Here is an 18,997-nt window from a genome sequence, read left to right as displayed (position 1 = left end):
CAAAAACGCACTTTATCGGGATTCTGATAACCACATCCTTCGGCGTCCAAACAGCCCCCCATGGGCCTCCTCCCTGCTCAGCACATCGTTTTAACAACGTTCCCTCATACATACAAACACGTAGACATCGCAGAAACGGTGAAAAAGCAGCATGCAAGCATATAGGGACCTGGGACCTACTCTAATGAAAGGGTCCTGCTCTGTCAAGAGAACGTTCCAGCATGCTTTTCTCATGATACCACAAAGTGCGGCCTGGGCGCTGCTCAGCGGCCATTTTCGCCTGTCCCCGCCGTCCTCTCCTCCCCTCCCCCTGCTGGGGGAGACTTGCCTTTCGTTCCAGGCCGTGTCATAATGAAAAGGATCTCAGCAGATTTGCTGTGGCCCCCCTCTGTGGAGATCCTCTATAGTAAGAGCAAAACGCTGTAACGGTCTCACAGTGGCTGGTGCTGGCTGCGAGGAAGTTGCTCCGCAGGAGGGTTTTGACAGTGTTCAGCGAGCTACGCGAGCAGGACGATAGCACAATGACAACGCAGGTCGCGTCCGGCGCAGTCAACGGCGAGCATGAGGAGCCACGGGTGATCCGCGTGCTGCTGGCCGATGACCACGCCCTGGTACGCGAAGGGACCCGACGCTTGCTCGAAGCTGAGAGCGATGTCGCGGTGGTCGCCGAGGCGGCCAGCGGCGAGGAGGCGGTGGAGGCCGCCCAGCGCCTGAACCCCGATATCGCCATTATGGATATTGCTATGCCCGGCATGGGGGGGATCGAGGCCACCCGCCAGATTAAGGCCCATTGCCCCAAAACAGCTGTCCTGGTCCTCTCGGCCTATGACGATGAGCAGTACTTGCTCGCCCTGCTGGAGGCAGGCGCCGCCGGCTTCCTCTTGAAAAATGTCCACGGTCAGGAGTTGGTGAACGCCATCCGCGCGGTGGCCCGCGGCGAGTCGGTGCTGCAGCCATCGCTGACCGAGAAGATGATGCGCCGTCTGACCAATCGCGGCCACCCAGCTCAGCGCTCGTCGGACCTGCTGAGCGAGCGCGAGTTCGACGTGCTGCGCCTGGCAGCCCGTGGCTTGCCTAATAAGGAGATCGCCCGTCGCCTGGGCCTGAGCATTCGCACCGTCCATAGCCATCTGGCCAACATCTTCCAAAAAATGCAGGTCGGTTCCCGCACCGAGGCCGTCCTCCAGGCGCTCCGCCAGGGAATGATCTCACTCCAGGATACCTACGATACGCAATGAGAACCATGCTCAAGCAGGCACAGTTCGCACCGCTCCGGTTGCTGGTGATTGTGCTCTCCTTGGCCATTGCTTTGCCCCTGCTGCTCTGGTCCGTCCACACCTATCGACCAGCTCCCAATTTCTACGGCCCGCGCGCGATCTATAGCCTGGTCGCCCTGACTTCGCTGCTAGCCCTGCTGGGTCGCTTCTCCCTCTTGCGCCTGCTGCGCTCGGAGCTGGCCAATCCTCAGAATACCCGACAGCAGGTCCTGGATACCTGGCGCCCCCTCTTTCTCTTCGATATCACCGCCCCCTTTTACCTGGCCGCCAGCGTCCTCATCAGTGTCCCCGCCGCTGTGCTGACGGCCCTGATTACCCAGGCCGTGCTGCAGGGCTATACGCTGGCACGCGGCTTCATCTCCTGGAGCGAGGCCTGCTATCGCCTGGCCAGTACAGCTCTACTCGTCTTTGTGGCTGGCTCGGTCTATGTCTGGATAGCGGGCAATAGCCATCTGCCTATCCAGCACAACGGCCGTCTGGCCGAAACCAACGAGCTGCTCGGCAGCGTGCTGGCCGCCGTGGTGATGATGATCTTGATGGCCTTGATCGCGCTGCCGGTGATACTCCGCTGGTCTGGACGCCCCACCAGGGCCGCCTGGCGCTCCTACCTGACTTCTCCTTTTCTGCGCTTCCAGGCCCTGGTGCTGAGCGTAGGCCCGCTGCTACCCGTGGTCGATATTTTCGACGACGCCGCCGCCGAGCTGGCCTGGCTCTTCTTCCTGGTGCCGCTTTTCGCGATTTATTACCTGGCTCTTACCAGTACTCGTCTAAGCATTCAAACAAATGAGCTGCAGCGTGCCCTCGAAGATCTGCGCAGTGCCCGTCGGCGCCAGGATGAGCTGCGCGACTATGCCTCCCTGATTACTCGCGTGCAGGAGGAGGAGCGCCGTCGCCTGGCCCGCGAGTTGCATGACGATACGGCTCAGGCCCTGATCGCCCTCTCCCTGGGCCTGGATGGCCTGGGCCGCGCGATGCGTCAGCTCCAGCTCCCGGAGAAGGACCTGGAGTGGCACGCCAGCCTTCAGAATCTGGCCGATCGCACGCTGGAGGGCGTGCGCCGCGCCTGCCGCGATTTGCGCCCGTCGGTGTTGGATGACCTGGGCCTGCATGCGGCCCTGGAGTGGCTCAGCGATAGCTCCGCCGAGCGCGGCGTTCCCTGTACCTTCAGTTGCTCGGGCGAGCCTCGCCCCACTTCTTCAGAGGCGGAGATCGCCGTTTTCCGCATCGTCCAGGAGGCACTGTCGAATGTCTGGCGCCATTCCCAGGCCAGTCAGGCCTGGCTGCATGTGGCTTACTTGCCAGACTGCCTGACGGTGACCGTGAGCGACAATGGCCGGGGTTTCTCTCCGGAGCGAGTGGGCACGGGACGCGAGCATGGCTCTCAGGGCGGCCTGGGCTTGCTGGGCATGCGCGAGCGCGCGGCCCTGATCGGGGCAACCCTCTCGATCGAGTCAGCCCCAGGCCAGGGCTGCACCGTCCGCCTGTCTCTGCCCCTGCAGACCACACCGCCAGACCACGATCAGGGCTAGCCGCTCTTTCTTCCCTCCCACTTCTGCCTCTCTGGCTCAGAAAAGGCCCTCGCTCTTCTTCCTGAAGGCGATTAGGTACATCTGCTGATGCTTTTTGCCAGCCAATGACGCATAGTAATAACTGGGTGGGGTCCGGGAAGCAGCCAGTGTTCATGGAAGCTTACCTCGGTTCGGTGGGTCGACGGTAAGCTCTAGCCAGGGACCGGGACCTGGCTACGGGGGCCAAGATTATCGACGACTCATCGCCGATGCTCGGAACGGTCTTTGTGCCCGTTGCGGGTTTTGAAACGAGTAGCATCTTTGTCTCTCCGTGCGGTGTTCACTCTTCGTTGTGTAAGCTTCTATCGGACACATTGGCTCTCCCGGACCCCCGCCTTTTCCTCCTCGCCTTGCCTCTCCTCGCCCGGCTCGTGACCTCTAGCTCCCCCTCCCCAGTCCTCTTAACCCTCACACCCCTCCCTACGGCTCGCGGCTGCTCTGAGATGGTACGATACAGGTTGGGAGTTCCCGCACGCTTGCCGTGGCTCTTGCTCATCCATTATAATTAATGAGGCTGAATACTGTTGTAGCCGTCACTATCGCTGTGCGGGCGGACAGGAAACTCGAATGGCGTAGGGGAGTTCCGGGGCATCAATCTGCTTGAGGATACCGGAACGGGGATACTGGAACGAGGGTACCGAACGAGGACAATGAAATATGAGAGGATAGAGGACAGAAGAGCATGGCTACTTACAGCGACGCCTTCGAAGCCCGCTCAGAGCTGAGCGGCAGCTATGGCGCTGTTACATACTACCGTCTCGAGGCGCTGGCCAGACATGGTGTGCAACTGGAGCGCCTCCCTTTCACGGTGAAAATCTTGCTGGAAAATCTGCTTCGCCACTGCGACGGCGAGCTGATCACTAAGGAAACGGTGCTGGCTCTGGCACGCTGGCAGCCCGGCAAGGCTGCGAACAGCGACGAGGAGTTCCCCTTTATGCCGGCGCGGGTGCTGCTGCAGGATTTCACCGGCGTCCCCGCGGTCGCCGATCTGGCCGCGATGCGCTCCGCCGTTGCCCGCATGGGCGGCGATCCTCAGAAGATTAATCCGCTGGTTCCGGCTGATCTGGTTATTGACCACTCCGTGCAGGTCGATGTCTTCGGCTCGACCCTGGCTTTCCAGCGCAATGTTGAGCGCGAGTACGAGCGCAATAGCGAACGCTACGCGCTCCTGCGCTGGGCCCAGCAGGCTTTCCGCAATTTCCGCGTGGTGCCTCCGGGGACAGGCATCGTGCATCAGGTCAACCTGGAGTACCTGGCTTCGGTTGTGATGACGAGGGAGGTCGAGGGGCAACGTTTCGCTTTTCCCGATACCCTGGTGGGAACGGATTCGCATACGACGATGGTCAACGGCCTGGGGGTCCTCGGCTGGGGCGTCGGCGGAATTGAGGCCGAGGCCGTGCTGCTGGGCCAGCCGCTCTACTTGCTGACACCCGAGGTGATCGGTGTCCGCATCTTCGGCGCTTTGCCCGAAGGGTCTACGGCCACGGATCTGGTGCTGACGGTGACACAGCTGCTGCGCAAGCGCGGCGTGGTGGGCAAGTTCGTGGAGTTCACCGGGCCTGGTCTGCGCTACCTCTCCCTGGCCGACCGCGCCACTATTGCCAATATGTCGCCCGAGTTCGGGGCTACGGCAACGCTCTTCCCCGTCGACGAGGAGACGCTGCGCTACCTCCGCAGTACGGGGCGCGATCCCGAGCTGGTCGAGCTGGTCGAGGACTATACTCGTGCTCAGGGCTTGTTCCGCAGCGAGGAGGCTCCTGAGCCGCTGTTCGACGATCTTTTGGAGCTGGACCTGGCCACGATCGAGCCGAGCCTGGCCGGCCCACGTCGCCCCCAGGACCGCGTGCCCCTGGCGCGGGTGGGGCAGGTCTTCCGCGAGACCTACGCGGACCGCATCGGCAGCAATGGCCATCGACGCAGCGTGGCTGTCCATATCGGCGAGACTCAGACAACACTCAGCGATGGGGCGGTGGCTATCGCGGCCATCACAAGCTGCACGAATACCTCTAATCCTTCGGTCATGGTTGCCGCCGGTCTGCTGGCCAAGCACGCTGTGGAACGGGGTCTGAGTGTCAAGCCCACGGTGAAGACGAGCCTGGCTCCCGGCTCGCGAGCTGTGATCGATTACCTCGAGAGCGCCGACCTCCTCCCCTATCTGGAGGCGCTGCGCTTCCACCTGGTGGGCTTCGGCTGCACTACCTGCATCGGCAACAGCGGTCCCCTGCCAGAGCCGGTGGCCGAGGCTGTGCAGGCCAATGATCTGGTGGTGGCAGCGGTCCTTTCGGGTAACCGCAATTTCGAGGGGCGCATCCATCCCCAGGTGCGCGCCAGCTTTCTGGCCTCGCCGCCGCTGGTGGTGGCCTATGCCCTGGCCGGTACCGTCGATATCGATCTGACCAGGGACCCCATCGGCTACGACGCCAACGGCGAGCCTGTCTATCTGCGCGAGATCTGGCCCAGCCAGGAGGAGATCAATGCGGTGGTGAGCCGCGCAATCTCGCCCGAGCTGTTTAAGAAGAACTATAGCCGGGTCTTTGAGGGCGATGAACATTGGCGCTCGCTGAGCAATGCAACGGGGCCGCTCTTCAACTGGGACCCGAATTCGACCTACATCCAGGAGCCGCCCTTCTTCAAGGATATGGCCCTCGAGCCACCTCCCCTGAAGACAATCGAGGGCGCCAGGGTCCTGGTGATGTTGGACGACTCGATCACAACAGACCATATCTCGCCCGCCGGCAGCTTCTCGCCCGAGAGTCCCGCAGGCAAGTACTTGCTGGCGCGCGGTGTGGAGCGACGCGATTTTAATACGTACGGAGCGCGCCGCGGGAATCACGAGGTGATGGTGCGCGGGACCTTCGCCAATATCCGCCTGCGCAATCGCCTGGTGGGTGGCAAGGAGGGTTACTATACACTCCACCTGCCGGATGGGCAGGAGATGACCATCTACGATGCGGCCATGCGCTACCAGGAGGAGGGGGTGCCCTTGCTGGTAATCGCCGGCAAGGAATACGGTTCCGGTTCGTCACGCGACTGGGCCGCAAAGGGGCCGCTTCTGTTGGGTATCCGCGCGGTCATCGCCGAAAGCTTCGAGCGGATCCACCGCAGCAACCTGGTCGGGATGGGCATCCTGCCCCTCCAGTTCCGCCCGGGCGAGAACAAGGAGTCGTTGGGCCTGACAGGGCGCGAGCGCTACGACATCCTGGGCATCGAGCAGGACCTGCAACCGCATCAGGAGGTCACGGTCCGCGTGACTCGCGAGGATGGCTCAACCTTCACTTTCCAGACCATCGCCCGCCTGGATAGCAAGGTCGATGTCACTTACTATAAGAACGGAGGCATTCTGCCAACGGTCCTGCGCCGTCTGATCCAGGAGTAGTCAGACTGGCCCTGCCCCTCACCCGTAGGTTTGCCTGGTCGGGCCAGTCTCCGCAACCGGAACGGCTGGGGCCTCCATCGGGTGAGGAGGTCAGGGCGAGCAGGGTCGTCACTGGTCGGCAGAGCAGCCGGAGAGAGACTGGCATTGCCTGGTCTTCGGCTGCCTTTCCATCTTTGACTCTGACCCCGTCAGTCAGTACTTCTGCGGTTTACAATAGATCCAGTCTCTGTTATGCTGTTGTGACGACCTGGCAGCTTCTGGGCGGAGGCAAGAAGACCCCTCTATGCCAGTGCTGCTTGCACTTCTGGCCTCGCCCTCTTCCGCCGTCCGTTCCTTACCCGGCAGGATAACTGTGGATTGGGGAAGCCGGAAGGAGTCGCGGCCTCACTGTCGGAGCGCCCACCTGTTAGATCTGTTCGGAGAACAGAGGGGGAAGAGACCATGAATGCTAGCGACGTTTTAAAATACGGCCATTTGACGGTCATGAAAACGTTGGAAGGCTTTCCGGAGTCGGCGCGTGAGCAGAGTGGGGCTTGCGGAACCTGGTCGGTCAAAGATATCCTTGCACACCTGGCCTCCTACGAGCTGGTCCTGGTCGACGTTTTGATCTCCTTCCTCGAAGACGATCCCACCCCTTATCTGGGACGATTTACCGAGTTGGGACCCCAATTCAATGAAGCGGAGGTGGCGTTGCGCAAAGCCTCCAGTTTTGCCGAGGTTCTTCAGGAGTACGTGTCAGCCCATGAGCGGACGATGGAGCTGATCACGCGCATTCCGGCAGAAACCTGCCGCCAGACGGGAACTTTGCCCTGGTACGGCGATCCCTACTCGCTCGATGATCTGCTCGTCTATATGTACTATGGTCACAAGCGGGAGCATAGCGCGCAGATCGCCGCTTTTCGCGATCGCCTTCGCTAGTTCGCTCTCACTTTACAGAAAACGGGCTTAAAAGTCCCCGCCTTTCTAAGCGGGAGATGAAAAGCCCGCGCCGATAGGCGATGTCAGGTTGCCCCTTGCTTATTTTTTGTTTTACGGCATAGTATCAACATAGAATATGCACACGAAAGCCATTCAGTCCATTTGATTGTGTACCACATGATCTTTTGTCCGAACCGGAACCGCCGGCGCCGTTCGTTCGCTTCCTCCAGCAGACGGTTGTACAGCCAGTTGGCAATCCGCGACTGGCCGTCCAGCGCCGCCGCGGTGTGCTCGTCCACTGCCAGGCGCATTGTCAGGGCAGATTGCATCGGCCGCCTCCTTCAGCCGTTTCAGGAGGTCCCGGTTCCTCCGGCTCCCCCCAGCCGGGCTGAAAACAGCGTGATGCTCTCCCGCACGTCCTGCAGCAGCTCTGCCTCTGTCCTAACACGGCGAAGGTCGCCTCTTCCGAGGCGTTCATGTTGACCACCTCCGTGCCGAAATGCTCGCAGAGCGAGAAGACCCACTCCGACCTGAACCGAAGCAGGCGGTCCTTGGGGTGACTCCCAACCGGCCCCTTCGCCGGAACAGAGCCGGCGCACGCGTTCCCGCAGGCCCCGTTTGCGGGAGTCGCACCCGGAACTCACGTCACGAACCACCTCAAACCGCCACCCGTTCGCGGCACAGAACGTCTCCGGCAACTCCACTTGCCGTGCCAAATCCCCCTTCTGGCCGTGACTGGAGACCCAGGCAGAGGCGAGGGTAATCCGCTCTTTCAGTTCCGGCTCCCTGCGGGGCCATCCGCGAAGGCTGGCCAGGTCATACCGACGGTGACCTCCAGGCCTCCACTCCACCTGAATCTTCCCCCCGCCTCCCAGCGGCGAAGGGTCTCCGGGCAGCTCCCAACTCTTTGGCGGCTCTACTAACGGGAACCTTCATCGGATAATTCTACATAATAGAATGATCAAGCATATCAATCTTTATTGAGCTTTTTGCGAGCAGTTGCAAGCCCCCCTTCCATTGTTCTCCCGGGCGTGTGCTATCCTTAAATCGATGACCACTGCTGGCAGGAAGTCGCCTCACTTATATAAGCAGCGCTAGCAGCTGTTGACGAGGAGTAAGCAGAACATGGAGCAGATACCCGTTGAGTTGGAGGAGCAGTATCGTTCTCTACAGGCCGTGCTGCAGCGGCTTGATCCAGGTGAACCGCCGACAGCCATCGCTGTCCCCCCAACGCCAGAGCCTCGGGGCCAGATCATCGTTTTTCCCGCCTCCTTCAATCCTCCGACCACGGCCCATCTTGCATTGCTACGCAAGGCCCAGGAGCAGGGAGGTCCAGGGGTCTCCGTTTATGCAGCCCTGAGCAAGCAGATCATCGATAAAGAGCACGTTGAGCGTCCGACTTTGCTTGATCGCCTGGTACTGCTGCAGCAACTCCTACAGCACGAGCTGGCCAGCGTGGGTCTACTGCTCTTCAATCGCGGCCTCTACGTTGAGCAGGCCAGGGCAGTGCGACGCAGTTTTCCTGCTGTCAGCCATCTCACCTTCCTGGTTGGCTTTGATAAGATCGTCCAGATTTTCGATCCGCGCTACTATAGCGATCGCGACGCGGCTCTGCGCGAGCTGTTTGGCCTGGCGCATCTGCTTGTCGCCCCGCGCGGCCGCGATGGCGAGAAGGAGCTACGTGCTCTGCTGGAGCGGCCCGAGAATCGCCCGTTCGCCAACGCGGTGCAGGCCCTCCCCTTTGACCCAGCCTATCGAGAGATCTCCTCGACCCGTGTTCGTCAGAACCCGACGGCCTATGCTGGCGATGTGCCCCCGGAGGTTCTGCGCTTCATCCAGGCGACCCACGCCTACGAGGCACCCACGGCCCAGGGAGATCCCTATGAGGAGCATCTGCGAGCCGTCGCGGCCCTGCTCAAGAAGGAGGCTCCAGACGAAAAACAATGCGGTGATTGCCGATCTGGATGACATCCCCTTCCTGGAGAATACAGCGCGAGACGCGCCGCCCATTGACAAACGTGCCCGTCGCTGAACGCCGATCTTCCAGCTCGTAGCGACCATCGGGCAACTGGCGAATGGTGGCATGCAGGCGACTGACCGTCAGATCTTCCAGGAAAAGATCGCAATCGCGACTGCGGCCAATCGTCATCTCGGGCAACAGCTCGAAGGAGCGCGGTGCCCCACTGAGGCTCCCCAGCTCCAGGCGAGCAATCACGCTGGTCGCCGGATCGGGCTGCCGGGTCAAGTGCAGCTCTTTTCCCCGAGAAGAAGCCAACTGGAACGGGCGTGTCCCCTCGTGAGCATAAAAAGTCAGGCGCGTATTGCCGAAGCGCAGCTCATCCCCGTCATGCAGCAGCACCTGCTTGACGGGCCGCCCATTCACAAAGCTATCGCCGCTCCCATGATCATCGCGCAGCAGGTAGCCTTGAGGCGTATAAAGGATACTCGCTTGCCGGCGGTGCACGCTGATATCCTCGAGGAAGATGTCACAGTCACGGCTACGGCCTATCGTTGTGCACTCATTCCACAGCTCAACACGCTTATTCGGTAGCGGCTCGCGGTGAATCACCAGATAGGCGACCCCCGGCTGTTCTGAAGACTCTCGCAACATCTGGCGGCACTCCTCGCTGAGGCGTCTGTGCTCCCGAGTACGCTTCAACCAAAACACATTCCGCATGGACCAGCATCCAGTTCTCCGTTCTCGCTCCGTTATTGCCGTACTGCCGTTAGGCACACAGGCAAGCGGGCAGAGGTGCCGCGCCGGGCCTCCCCAGGGTAAGCCAGGGTAAGGCCACCCATCCAGCCACCTGCCCACCGGTCTCACGCCGTCGGCTCGGCCTAACCGCTATTTGGGCGCTCGCTTAAGCGACAGCTACTGGCCGCTCTCTGGCTGACGGCCCTTGACAGAGATCGCCTGCTCGCCTTCCACGTCCAAGGGCAGGCTGGGGGTGAGTGAGGGCAGGCCAGGTACTGGGGCGAGCAGAGTGCGCTTTCCTCCTCCCTCCCGCATTGATTGTAGCATACCACAGACCGCGCCGACCTTCCTGGCGAACCTGACCTGCTGACTACCGACGGATCGCCTTCCTGGATGTCCTCAACGGCTATGAGATGAGGCGGTCGTGAGAAGTGACTGTCCCCTTCAGCCAGCGTATCGCTCAGGCGCTAATTCCAGCCGACGTAGCGCAGGGCCTGCGAGATGCGCTGGCCTGCGTGGACTGCAGCGCCGATAAAATCGGAGAGGCGCGGATGGAAGCGCTCGCTAGGCCCCCCGATAGAGACGGCGGCCACCGCGCTCCCCAGATGGTCAAAAATGGGGGCGGCCACCGCGTCGACGCCTTCCTCCAACTCGCCACAGGAGACCGCATAGCCCTGCATCCTGACCTGACGCAGCTCCTCGATAAAGCGCCGGGGATCGGTAATGGTGCGCTCCGTATAGCGCTCCAGCCTGAGCTGGCTAATTAGCTCGCTGAGGCGGTGCTCCCACTGATAGGCCAGCAACACCTTGCCGGTTGAGACCGCGTGCGCTGGCAAATGCTGACCCGGTACATTGACGACACGCACAAAGAAATAGGAATCTTCCGTATCGATAATGACCACCTCCATCCCTTCGAGCACAGCCAGATGGACCGATTCGCGCGTCTGGTCACGCAGCTCCATTAAGATGGGCCGGGCCACCTTGCGCACCGCATGAGAACTCAAGATGCTGGCGCTCAGAGCCGTAACGTGCAAGCTGAGACCGTATTTATGCGTATCCTCGTCCTGAACCAGTAACCCCTCATTGACCAGGGCTGTCACCAAACGATGGGTCGTCGACTTGGGCAGGCCCGTCGCCTGGGCCAGGTCAGTGATGCCCAGCAAACGGCGACTATGAAAGGCGCGCAGCACACTGGCGATCCGGTGGACAATCTGGACAGTCTTTTCGCCATCCAGGGGCGCTCCATGCCGCATACGTCTCCCCCTTATACCGGCCTGCCTGGTTTGCCTGCCGGAATAGAGTGTCCCACAATTGATGAGTGGCAGTATAGTCAGACGGGTGAGGGAGTGTCAAGACTGGCATTCTCCTCATGAGGCGTTGTATCATACACCTTGATCTCTCAGGCCCTTCTGGGCCTCGCCAGGCCCGACTCGGTCCTGGACCGGTCCGGTCCGGCTCGAGCCGGGGTAGAGGGCCACGAAGGTAGGTAGGCATCTGCAGTAAGGAGTTTCAGCATCTATGACAACGCAACCGGGTCAGCAAGTCATCGTGGACTATGATGTCCCCGCCCGCATGCGTGATGGGACGACGCTGCGCGCCAACATCTATCGACCAGCCGGAGAAGGACAGTGGCCAGTGCTGCTGACACGCTTGCCCTACGGTAAAGATCTGCCGCTGGCCAGCTCGATCCTGGACCCCGTTCAGGCCGCCAGACGCGGCTATGTGGTCATTGTCCAGGATACACGGGGCCGCTTTACTTCCGACGGCGACTGGGTACCGATGGCCCACGAGGCTCGCGACGGCTTCGACACCATTGAGTGGGCCGCGCGCCTGCCCTACAGCGATGGCCAGGTCGGGATGTACGGCGCCTCCTACTTCGGCTTCACCCAGTGGTCGGCAGCGGTCGAGCAGCCCCCGGCCCTGAAGACAATGATCCCCTTGTTCACCTGGAGCGATCCCTTTAACGGGGTGGTCTTCCGCGGCGGAGCCTTGGAACTGGGCACAATGGCCCACTGGCAGCTGCAAATGGGTATGGACGTGCTGATGCGCCGGCACCGCAACGATCCCCAGGCCCTGGGCCGCGCTATCGCCCTCTGGGCCAGAGAGATGGATGCCCTGGGCAAGGAGGGGTATTGGTCGCTGCCGCTCAAGGAGTTCCGTCCGCTGAAAACCCAGGAGATCGCCCCCGCGTTCTTTCTGGCCCTGGAGTTCCCGATGCAGCGCCTCGCCGCCGAACACATGAATATCAGCGGCAAGCACGAGCGCGTGAGCGCGCCAGCTTTCAACGGCGGCGGCTGGTACGACATTTTCTTGCAGGATACGCTGGAGCATTTCACCTCGATGCGCCAGCGCGGCGCCACTCCCCAGGCCCGCCAGAGCAAGCTGCTGGTCGGCCCATGGGCCCATACTTCGCAGGGCACGCTGGTCGGCGAGCAGACCTTCGGCTTCGCCTCGACGGCAGCTTTCATTAACTTGCAGCAGGATTTCATGACCTATCAGCTGCGCTGGTTCGACTACTGGCTCAAGGGCATCGAGAATGGCATCGCTCAAGAGGCCCCGATTAAGCTCTTCGTGATGGGCGCCAATATCTGGCGCGATGAGCAGGAGTGGCCGCTGGCGCGCGCCGTTGAGACGCGCTACTACCTGCATAGCCAGGGCCACGCCAATACCCTGAACGGCGACGGGACGCTCTCCACCGAGCCGCCAGAGGATGAGAGCGCTGATCAGTACACCTACGATCCCGCCAATCCGGTGATTACGCGCGGCGGCGCCGTGCTGATGGCTCCCGAATATCCTGCCGGCCCCTTCGATCAGCGACCTACGGAGAGCCGCAGCGATGTGCTGGTCTACACCAGCGCCCCCCTGCAGGAAGACCTGGAGGTCACTGGGCCGATCCGCGTGCACCTGTGGGCCGCCTCCAGCGCGCCCGATACCGACTTCGTGGCCCGCCTGGTCGATGTCCACCCCGACGGCTACGCCCAGAATCTGACGGATGGCATCATTCGGGCCCGCTATCGCCACGCTCCTCGGGGCGGTGACCCCTCTCTGATCGAGCCAGGCAAGGCCTACGAATATGTGATCGATCTCTGGTCGACCAGCAATCTCTTTAAAGCCGGCCACCGCATCCGCCTGGATATCACCAGCAGCAATTTCCCTCGCTGGGATCGCAACCCGAATACTGGCCAGCCACTGGGGGCCAGCGCCGAGATGATCCCCGCTCAGCAGACGATTCTCCATAATCGCGAGCACCCTTCCTACGTTGTTCTGCCGATCGTACCGCACTAGGCACGCTGCTGGACAGCCGACTCGGCCTTGCCCCAGCACACCAGGCGGTTGCTGATCAGATCGCGCGCTTGCTGTCCCCGGCGCGGCTGACCTGAACATACCGCGTCGGTTCTCTTCATCTCAAAAGGCGAAGTGGGGGTGAGCGGCCAGGCTTCCTCGGTCGGAACGAGGACCAGAAAGAAGCAGGCCGCCTCCCTCACAAGGCTGGCCTTCAGGCGCTCAGGCGCTCACCGGCCAGCATGAATTGGGAGAAGAGACCAGGATGACTGGCTAGCAACAGCAGAAAAAGCAAGAGGCCACCCAGAAGAACTACCAGGGCCAGGAGCGTGAGCGTCAGCATGAAGAGACGACCCACAAGCAGGGACGACTCTGGCCCCGATGGCCTCTCACCCGCCCGGGCTTTGGCCTCCAGACCACGCTCGCTTTCGCCGAGCACCTCCAGCGCCGGAAGCGGCGCGTTCTCCTCCAACGCCTGACCCTGGGCCACCTGCTTCAAGGCCGCAGGTGTGGGCGTCTGTCTCTGCCTCTGACGTCTCTCTTGCTCGTCCTGCCTTAATTGGGCCACCGCCCCGAGCGGCGCCTCCTCTGGCTGGGGCGTACGCCTTGGCGTCACTAGCGGCTCCTCTGCTGGCTCTGGGATGGCCAGGCAGGCTGGACGGTTGGCCGCCACCGCCAGCGCTCGGACTTCGCTGCGCTGCTGAGGTGGCTGGGCACACCCCTGCAATCTCGTCTGCACCACGGCGTCATAGGCCTGAGCAAACGCCAGGATCGTTGGAAAGCGCTGCTCGGGCTTTTTGGCTAATGCCCTCAGAAAGACCTCGTCCAGCTCCCGTGGCAGAGAGGGATTATAGACGCTGGGAGGCGTCGGAGGCGTATGATGGTGATGATGCAGAAGCTGGCTGGCAGTCCCTTCAAAAACCGCCCGTCCGGTAACAAGCTGGTAGACCATGACCGCGAGGGCATACTGGTCGGCGGCTGGACCGACGGCGACCGCATCGGCCTGGGCCGGATCATCAAACTGTTCTGGGGCCATATAGAGCGGCGTTCCCACAGAGCGATGAAACGAGCGGCCCTGGCGATAAAAAGTCGCCAGGCCAAAGTCGGCCAGCAGCAGATGAGGCCGACCATGAGGGAAGATGCGATTCAACAGGGCCGCTCGCTCAGCATCGACGGTAGGGCTAAGCGGACCCCGATCTACGCGGATCAAAAAGTTTGTCGGCTTGATATCGCGATGGACAATTCCATGGTCGTGAGCACACTGGAGGGCCGACGCCGCCTGTAGCAGATAGTAGCCAGCTTCCTCCGCCGAAATGGGCCAGCTAAAACCATACTGCTGCGTCCGCCTCTGCAGCCACTTCCAGAGCGAGCCTTCCGACAGATAGGGCATAACCAGATAGGTAATCACCGTTGAGTCCGGCTCAAGCGTCTCTTCACCAAAATGATAGAGGGGCAAAATATGCTCATGTTCCAGTTCAGCAACAGCGCGCGCTTCGCGGATAAAGCGACGAGCGGCCTGAATGCCTTCAGGAGAGAGAGGGGCGGAGCGGAGATCGCTGCAGATGACCTTAATAGCAACCTTGCGCCCGATCCGTTCATGCTGGGCCAGATAGATATCCCCCATCCCACCACTTTCCAGGAGCCGTAAAAGTCGATATCCACCGAGCGTCTTCCCCACCAACATATTCATTCCGTTTGACCCTCACTACCTGGATAACAGACAAAAAGCTCGCCAGGAAGCAGCCGCAAGAGAGGAACAATCATTCTCCCTGACGGGCAGATAGAGTTTTCTTATTCCTATTGTATAGTATACAGAGGGGGCAGGAAGCGGTACCGCGAGGCCAAAGGGTAAAGTAGGGCAGCAGTCCTGGCCTATCAACCCAGCAAGGGGTGGGCAGCCCGGGCCAACCTGGCCAAGGCCAGACCTGGGCCGGGGCTACCCGCTGGCTAGGCCACAGCCTGTTCTAGCTGGGCAAGGGCCGCCGCCGCAGCCTCACGCACCGCCGGGCGCGACTGGAGCAAATAGCGTAAGGCCGGCAGCGATTCGCGATCCTGGAACTGAGCAGCTAAACGGCAAGCCAGCCTGGCCACCGCCGGTGATTGGTCGCTCAGGGCTTCGCGCATGGCCATTCGGCTGGCCCACTGCTCGCCGCGGGCATCCAGGCGCATAAGCGCCTCTAAGGCGGCCTCACGCACTACCGGGTCGAAGTCATGCGAGGCTTGGACGACAAGATCAAGGCTCTCGCGAGCGCCGAACTGAGCCAGGGATCGCAACACGGCTACGGCGAGAATACTCCCCGGCACGTGCTCATCTTCGGGCGGCAGAGGCTCGGCACGCTGAGGAAGGGTCACCCGTTTCTGGAGAGCGACCACTTCAGTGAGGAGACGACGTAAGGCTCCTAACGCTCGTCCGTCGCCAAGGGTTGCCAGGGCCTCGCAGGCCAGAGCGAGACGCTGAGCCTCCTCGACGCTTTCCAGGCGCCCGACCTTCTCTAAGGCGGCCAGCAAAGGTGTACACAGTCGCAGCTCGCGCAAATCCAGCAGCGTCCTAAGCACCGGCGACCAGGCCCGCTCGTCCTGACCCTGTAGGGCCGTTAGCAAGATATCGCGCGCTGGGCCGTTCATCCAGCGTTCAACGTCAGGCATGAGCGGGAGACAGTCCATAACGCGCTGGATCACCTGCGGCTCCCGAATGAGGCCGTGGGCGATTCCTCTCCAGTAGCGCCCCAACAGCAGAGCAAGCTGGTGTAGCGCCACGACCTGTTGCCAGCTCGCATAACGGCGCGCACTGGTGAAGAGGGCCTGCAGCAAAGGCCGCAGCTCACGTTCAAAGAGGATGGGAGGCTGCTCAGGCTGAAGGCTGGCGCTGCGCATGCTTTCCAGACAGACATAGTAGCAGACCAGAGCCGCGTGCTGGATCAGTTTGAGCGACTTCGTCGCCTGTGGAGGAGGATCAAGGTAGGTCTCTATAGGCAAGGTCCGATAGAGCGAGGGGGCCACATAGGCTTCGAGGCCAGGAATCCCCTCCAGACCCGCGGCCAGCAACACATCAAAGAAGCTGGGCTGCTTCAATTTCAGGCCGGCTTCGAGCAGGTCGACGCGGGCCCAGCCTTCGGCCTCCTTCAAGGCCCGCATCAGCGTCTGACGCGCCAGGAGAGTATTCTGCCGCAGGAGAGCTTGCGCGGCGTAGAGCGAGAGATGGGGATCGAAAGCCAGGCGTCCGAGCAGGATCGTCAGGTCAGCGTCTTTGTAGTTGCCAAGCACCAGTACAGCAAGACGGCGAGCCTTCCCTGACGGCGTTTCGGCCGGATTCATTCCCTGAGGCGTTTGCCGCTCTAGATCCTGGAAGTCGGCGCTCTCGGCCAGCACCCGCCAGACGGGAATCAGGCTACCGGCGCGATCAATCTCATAGAGCTGAGAGGCCACCAGGGAAGCCCATTGCGGCAGGGGACTGAAATCGAGGAGAGGCACCAGGCGCCTGGCCACCTCTTCTTTGCTCAATCCACCCCAGCGCCAATCGGTGAGCAGGGTTGTGACATCGGTACGGAGCCGGCTCAGGCGCTCCCTGACCGGGAGCGACTCCGGGTCCAATGGGGGCTGCGGCTGGCGCGCGAGCATATGCTCCAGGGTAGCAGCGTACCCTGACGGCCTTCTCCCCTCCGTCTCCATAGCCGCCGCCTCCCCCTCAACGACATCGCCCTGATCTGAGGCTTCTGCTCCATTTGTGACCTCGACGGCCGGGGAAGAAGCATCAGCAACGCCATCCTCCGCCACCCGAGCCACCTCTTCTTCCCTCACTGGCGGAGCCCCACCCTGCGGTTCCCCTTCCACCTCGCGCCTCTCCTCTCCCTGTTCTGGCGACGCCTCATCCTGTGGTTGCCTCTCTCCCTCGCGCCTCTCTTCGTCCGGGACCGGTGTCGCGTTGGCCTCCTGCCCCGACGCCGGTGTTGCTGGCTGATCACGATAGACGTCTGTCATTTCGCTATCCTCATGCTTTCAGTATCTTGATGCGGATCGCTCCCCTGCAACCAACACCAGCAGAAGAGACCCCAGGATACTTTCCTGCTTTCACTCTCGCCTGTCGCGGCTAGACTCCCCGACACCCCCTAAAATGGCGGCCTCGCCCCACATCGGTGGCGAACAAGCAACCTAGACCACCATTGGCATGGCGCGGCCTCCTGCCAGCGATGCCAGCGGTCGGCCAGGCTCTTGGCTATTGTACGCTCTTTCGCTCTCGACGGTCAAGATTGGGGAGTTCAGCCTCCGCCAGGCCCTGCCAGCGCCAGGCCGGTCTAGTATATAATTATAGGGGTAACCCTTGCATGTAGAGCGCACCGCAGAGTCACGCGCAGGCCAGAAACGCCCTATTTTCTTCCTTAAGGAGTCGGAGCAATGGCAGTCATACGTACCTCGCTGGTAGACCTCAAAGTCAATGGCAACGGCGCCTACGCTTTCCTGGCCCAGCCGGATGACGATCTGAAGCATCCCGGCGTCGTGATGATTCAGGAATGGTGGGGGATCGAACCCCATATTCAGGACCTGGCCCAGAAGCTGGCCACCGAGGGCTTTATTGTGGCTGTGCCCGACCTCTATCACGGGAAAATCGCTACTGAGCCAAACGATGCTCTCAAGATGATGATGACAATGATCCGTGAAAAGATGGATCGGGCCGTTAAAGAGATCATTGGGGCCCTGGAAACGCTGAAGGCCATGCCAAACGTGGAGCCAAAGAAGCTGGGCCTCATCGGCTTCTGTGTCGGCGGTTTGCTCACCTACACAGTGGCCGAGCGCTATGCCGATCTGGCCGCGGCTGTGCCCTTCTACGCCGGCGGCTACGACCCTCAACCCGAGAATGTGGCCCACGTCAACGCTCCCATTCTGGCGATCTATGGCCGCCACGATGAGAGTATCCCAATGGACCAGGTCGAAAAGGTCGAGCGGGTCTACAAAGAGGCCGGCAAGGACATCACCGTCAAGGTCTACGATGCTGGCCACGCCTTCCTGAATCCGATGCACGGGATGGGCAACGAGAAGGCTGCTGCCGAAGCCTGGCCCCTGGCCGTGCATTTCCTCAAAGAGAAGCTCGGCCAGTGAGCCATCCGATCGTTGTCCGCCGGACCGGCCTGCGCTCTGGCAACCAGCCAGCAGCCGGGCGACGGGTAAGATGAAAGTCCTTGAGCCGCTGATGTTGACCGCTCTCTTCCTGGGGATCTCCTACGGCTTCACCGCCGGTATCAGTCCTGGGCCGATGCTTGGCCTGGTGATCACGCAGACGCTCCAGCGCGGCTGGCGCGCCGGCAACCTTGTGGCGCTTGCTGCGCTGTTTACCGATCTTCCGATCATCGCCCTCGCGGTCCTGCTGATCAGCCAGTTGCCGGCCAGCGCCCTCGGCTGGCTGGCGGTGACCGGCGGCCTTTTCGTGCTCTATCTGGGAGGCGAAACCGCTCTGACCGCCCGCCGCTATGCGCGCGTTCCCGCCTCTTCCCTGGCTCTCTCTCCCGCAGCTCCCGCCAACGCCAGCGGCTCAGTCCTCTGGCGGGCTGTGCTGACCAATGTGCTGAACCCTCACCCTTACATTTTCTGGGGAACAGTCGGGGCCCAGCTGTTGATCCGCCACTACAAGGAGCTGGGAGCGATCGGCCCTGTCCTGCTGCTGCTCGGGTTCTACGCTTTTCTGGTCGGGACGAAGCTCGCTGTCGCGTTCGCCGTTAACCACAGCCGCCACTGGCTGCAAGGTCCAGTCTATAGCCGGGTGCTCCTCGGGAGCGCCTTGTTGCTGGTAGGCCTGGGCCTCTGGCTCTGCTTTGAGGGCCTGAGTAGCCTGCTGTAAAAGCGCGCAAGGGCTGGCCAGTCAGGAGAGCAGATTCTGGCGACCGCAGCA

The 18,997-nt window shown here is 61.7% G+C and carries 13 protein-coding genes; 8 read left to right on the top strand and 5 right to left on the bottom strand.

Features of this window, described 5'->3' with window-relative positions; all coding sequences use genetic code 11:
• Positions 1–521 precede the first annotated feature (521 nt).
• From ACFMO7_RS04560 to ACFMO7_RS04545, 4 genes are all read left to right on the top strand, one after another.
• Entirely contained in the window at positions 522–1,238 is a 717-nt protein-coding gene (locus ACFMO7_RS04560) for a response regulator (RefSeq protein WP_376794342.1), read from the top strand.
• A 5-nt stretch (positions 1,239–1,243) separates the two neighbouring features.
• Entirely contained in the window at positions 1,244–2,806 is a 1,563-nt protein-coding gene (locus ACFMO7_RS04555; protein WP_376794338.1) for a sensor histidine kinase, read from the top strand.
• A gap of 721 nt (positions 2,807–3,527) precedes the next feature.
• Complete coding sequence (acnA, locus tag ACFMO7_RS04550) at positions 3,528–6,221, top strand: aconitate hydratase AcnA (protein WP_376794337.1); 2,694 nt, start codon at positions 3,528–3,530, stop codon at positions 6,219–6,221.
• 441 nt (positions 6,222–6,662) lie between these two features.
• Positions 6,663–7,139 carry a DinB family protein gene (locus ACFMO7_RS04545; RefSeq protein WP_376794336.1) on the top strand — a complete coding sequence of 159 codons (477 nt, stop codon included), beginning with the start codon at positions 6,663–6,665 and terminating at the stop codon, positions 7,137–7,139.
• 83 nt (positions 7,140–7,222) lie between these two features.
• On the opposite strand, the gene ACFMO7_RS04540 is transcribed toward ACFMO7_RS04545, so the two are convergent.
• Positions 7,223–7,468, bottom strand: coding sequence for a hypothetical protein (locus ACFMO7_RS04540; RefSeq protein WP_376794335.1), 246 nt, complete (start codon positions 7,466–7,468; stop codon positions 7,223–7,225).
• A gap of 796 nt (positions 7,469–8,264) precedes the next feature.
• Between ACFMO7_RS04540 and ACFMO7_RS04535 the strand changes: the two genes are divergently transcribed.
• Positions 8,265–9,107, top strand: coding sequence for a hypothetical protein (locus tag ACFMO7_RS04535; RefSeq protein ID WP_376794334.1), 843 nt, complete (start codon positions 8,265–8,267; stop codon positions 9,105–9,107).
• On the opposite strand, the gene ACFMO7_RS04530 is transcribed toward ACFMO7_RS04535, so the two are convergent.
• Complete coding sequence (locus ACFMO7_RS04530; RefSeq protein ID WP_376794333.1) at positions 9,055–9,750, bottom strand: FHA domain-containing protein; 696 nt, start codon at positions 9,748–9,750, stop codon at positions 9,055–9,057. The genes ACFMO7_RS04535 and ACFMO7_RS04530 overlap by 53 nt on opposite strands.
• Positions 9,751–10,301: 551 nt before the next feature.
• On the bottom strand, positions 10,302–11,087 hold the full coding sequence (locus ACFMO7_RS04525; RefSeq protein WP_376794332.1) for an IclR family transcriptional regulator: 786 nt from the start codon (positions 11,085–11,087) through the stop codon (positions 10,302–10,304).
• Positions 11,088–11,352: 265 nt separating this feature from the next.
• On the opposite strand from ACFMO7_RS04525, the gene ACFMO7_RS04520 reads away from it, so the two are divergent.
• A complete protein-coding gene (locus ACFMO7_RS04520; RefSeq protein ID WP_376794331.1) occupies positions 11,353–13,119 on the top strand; it encodes a CocE/NonD family hydrolase in 1,767 nt (588 codons plus the stop codon).
• 211 nt (positions 13,120–13,330) lie between these two features.
• Here ACFMO7_RS04520 and ACFMO7_RS04515 read toward each other — a convergent pair whose 3' ends face one another.
• Positions 13,331–14,806, bottom strand: coding sequence for a serine/threonine-protein kinase (locus ACFMO7_RS04515; protein WP_376794330.1), 1,476 nt, complete (start codon positions 14,804–14,806; stop codon positions 13,331–13,333).
• A gap of 257 nt (positions 14,807–15,063) precedes the next feature.
• Positions 15,064–17,094, bottom strand: a complete 2,031-nt coding sequence (locus ACFMO7_RS04510; protein WP_376794329.1) for a HEAT repeat domain-containing protein — start codon at positions 17,092–17,094, stop codon at positions 15,064–15,066.
• Positions 17,095–17,508: 414 nt separating this feature from the next.
• Here ACFMO7_RS04510 and ACFMO7_RS04505 point away from each other — a divergent pair, with 414 nt between their 5' ends.
• Both ACFMO7_RS04505 and ACFMO7_RS04500 read left to right on the top strand, forming a co-directional pair.
• Entirely contained in the window at positions 17,509–18,210 is a 702-nt protein-coding gene (locus ACFMO7_RS04505) for a dienelactone hydrolase family protein (protein WP_376794328.1), read from the top strand.
• Between the two features lie 70 nt (positions 18,211–18,280).
• Positions 18,281–18,946, top strand: a complete 666-nt coding sequence (locus ACFMO7_RS04500; protein ID WP_376794327.1) for a LysE family translocator — start codon at positions 18,281–18,283, stop codon at positions 18,944–18,946.
• The last annotated feature ends 51 nt before the right edge of the window (positions 18,947–18,997 follow it).

The sequence above is a fragment of the Thermogemmatispora sp. genome (assembly GCF_042408735.1).
Lineage (GTDB): Bacteria > Chloroflexota > Ktedonobacteria > Ktedonobacterales > Ktedonobacteraceae > Thermogemmatispora.
This window is presented reverse-complemented; position numbering and strand designations above follow the sequence as displayed.

Bases quoted from the DNA above. Each gene is read 5' to 3' on its own strand.
- ACFMO7_RS04560 (WP_376794342.1), top strand. From the start codon at position 522: ATGACAACGCAGGTCGCGTCCGGCGCAGTCAACGGCGAGCATGAGGAG.
- ACFMO7_RS04555 (WP_376794338.1), top strand. From the start codon at position 1,244: ATGCTCAAGCAGGCACAGTTCGCACCGCTCCGGTTGCTGGTGATTGTG.
- acnA (WP_376794337.1), top strand. From the start codon at position 3,528: ATGGCTACTTACAGCGACGCCTTCGAAGCCCGCTCAGAGCTGAGCGGC.
- ACFMO7_RS04545 (WP_376794336.1), top strand. From the start codon at position 6,663: ATGAATGCTAGCGACGTTTTAAAATACGGCCATTTGACGGTCATGAAA.
- ACFMO7_RS04540 (WP_376794335.1), bottom strand. From the start codon at position 7,468: ATGCAATCTGCCCTGACAATGCGCCTGGCAGTGGACGAGCACACCGCG.
- ACFMO7_RS04535 (WP_376794334.1), top strand. From the start codon at position 8,265: ATGGAGCAGATACCCGTTGAGTTGGAGGAGCAGTATCGTTCTCTACAG.
- ACFMO7_RS04530 (WP_376794333.1), bottom strand. From the start codon at position 9,750: ATGTTGCGAGAGTCTTCAGAACAGCCGGGGGTCGCCTATCTGGTGATT.
- ACFMO7_RS04525 (WP_376794332.1), bottom strand. From the start codon at position 11,087: ATGCGGCATGGAGCGCCCCTGGATGGCGAAAAGACTGTCCAGATTGTC.
- ACFMO7_RS04520 (WP_376794331.1), top strand. From the start codon at position 11,353: ATGACAACGCAACCGGGTCAGCAAGTCATCGTGGACTATGATGTCCCC.
- ACFMO7_RS04515 (WP_376794330.1), bottom strand. From the start codon at position 14,806: ATGAATATGTTGGTGGGGAAGACGCTCGGTGGATATCGACTTTTACGG.
- ACFMO7_RS04510 (WP_376794329.1), bottom strand. From the start codon at position 17,094: ATGACAGACGTCTATCGTGATCAGCCAGCAACACCGGCGTCGGGGCAG.
- ACFMO7_RS04505 (WP_376794328.1), top strand. From the start codon at position 17,509: ATGGCAGTCATACGTACCTCGCTGGTAGACCTCAAAGTCAATGGCAAC.
- ACFMO7_RS04500 (WP_376794327.1), top strand. From the start codon at position 18,281: ATGAAAGTCCTTGAGCCGCTGATGTTGACCGCTCTCTTCCTGGGGATC.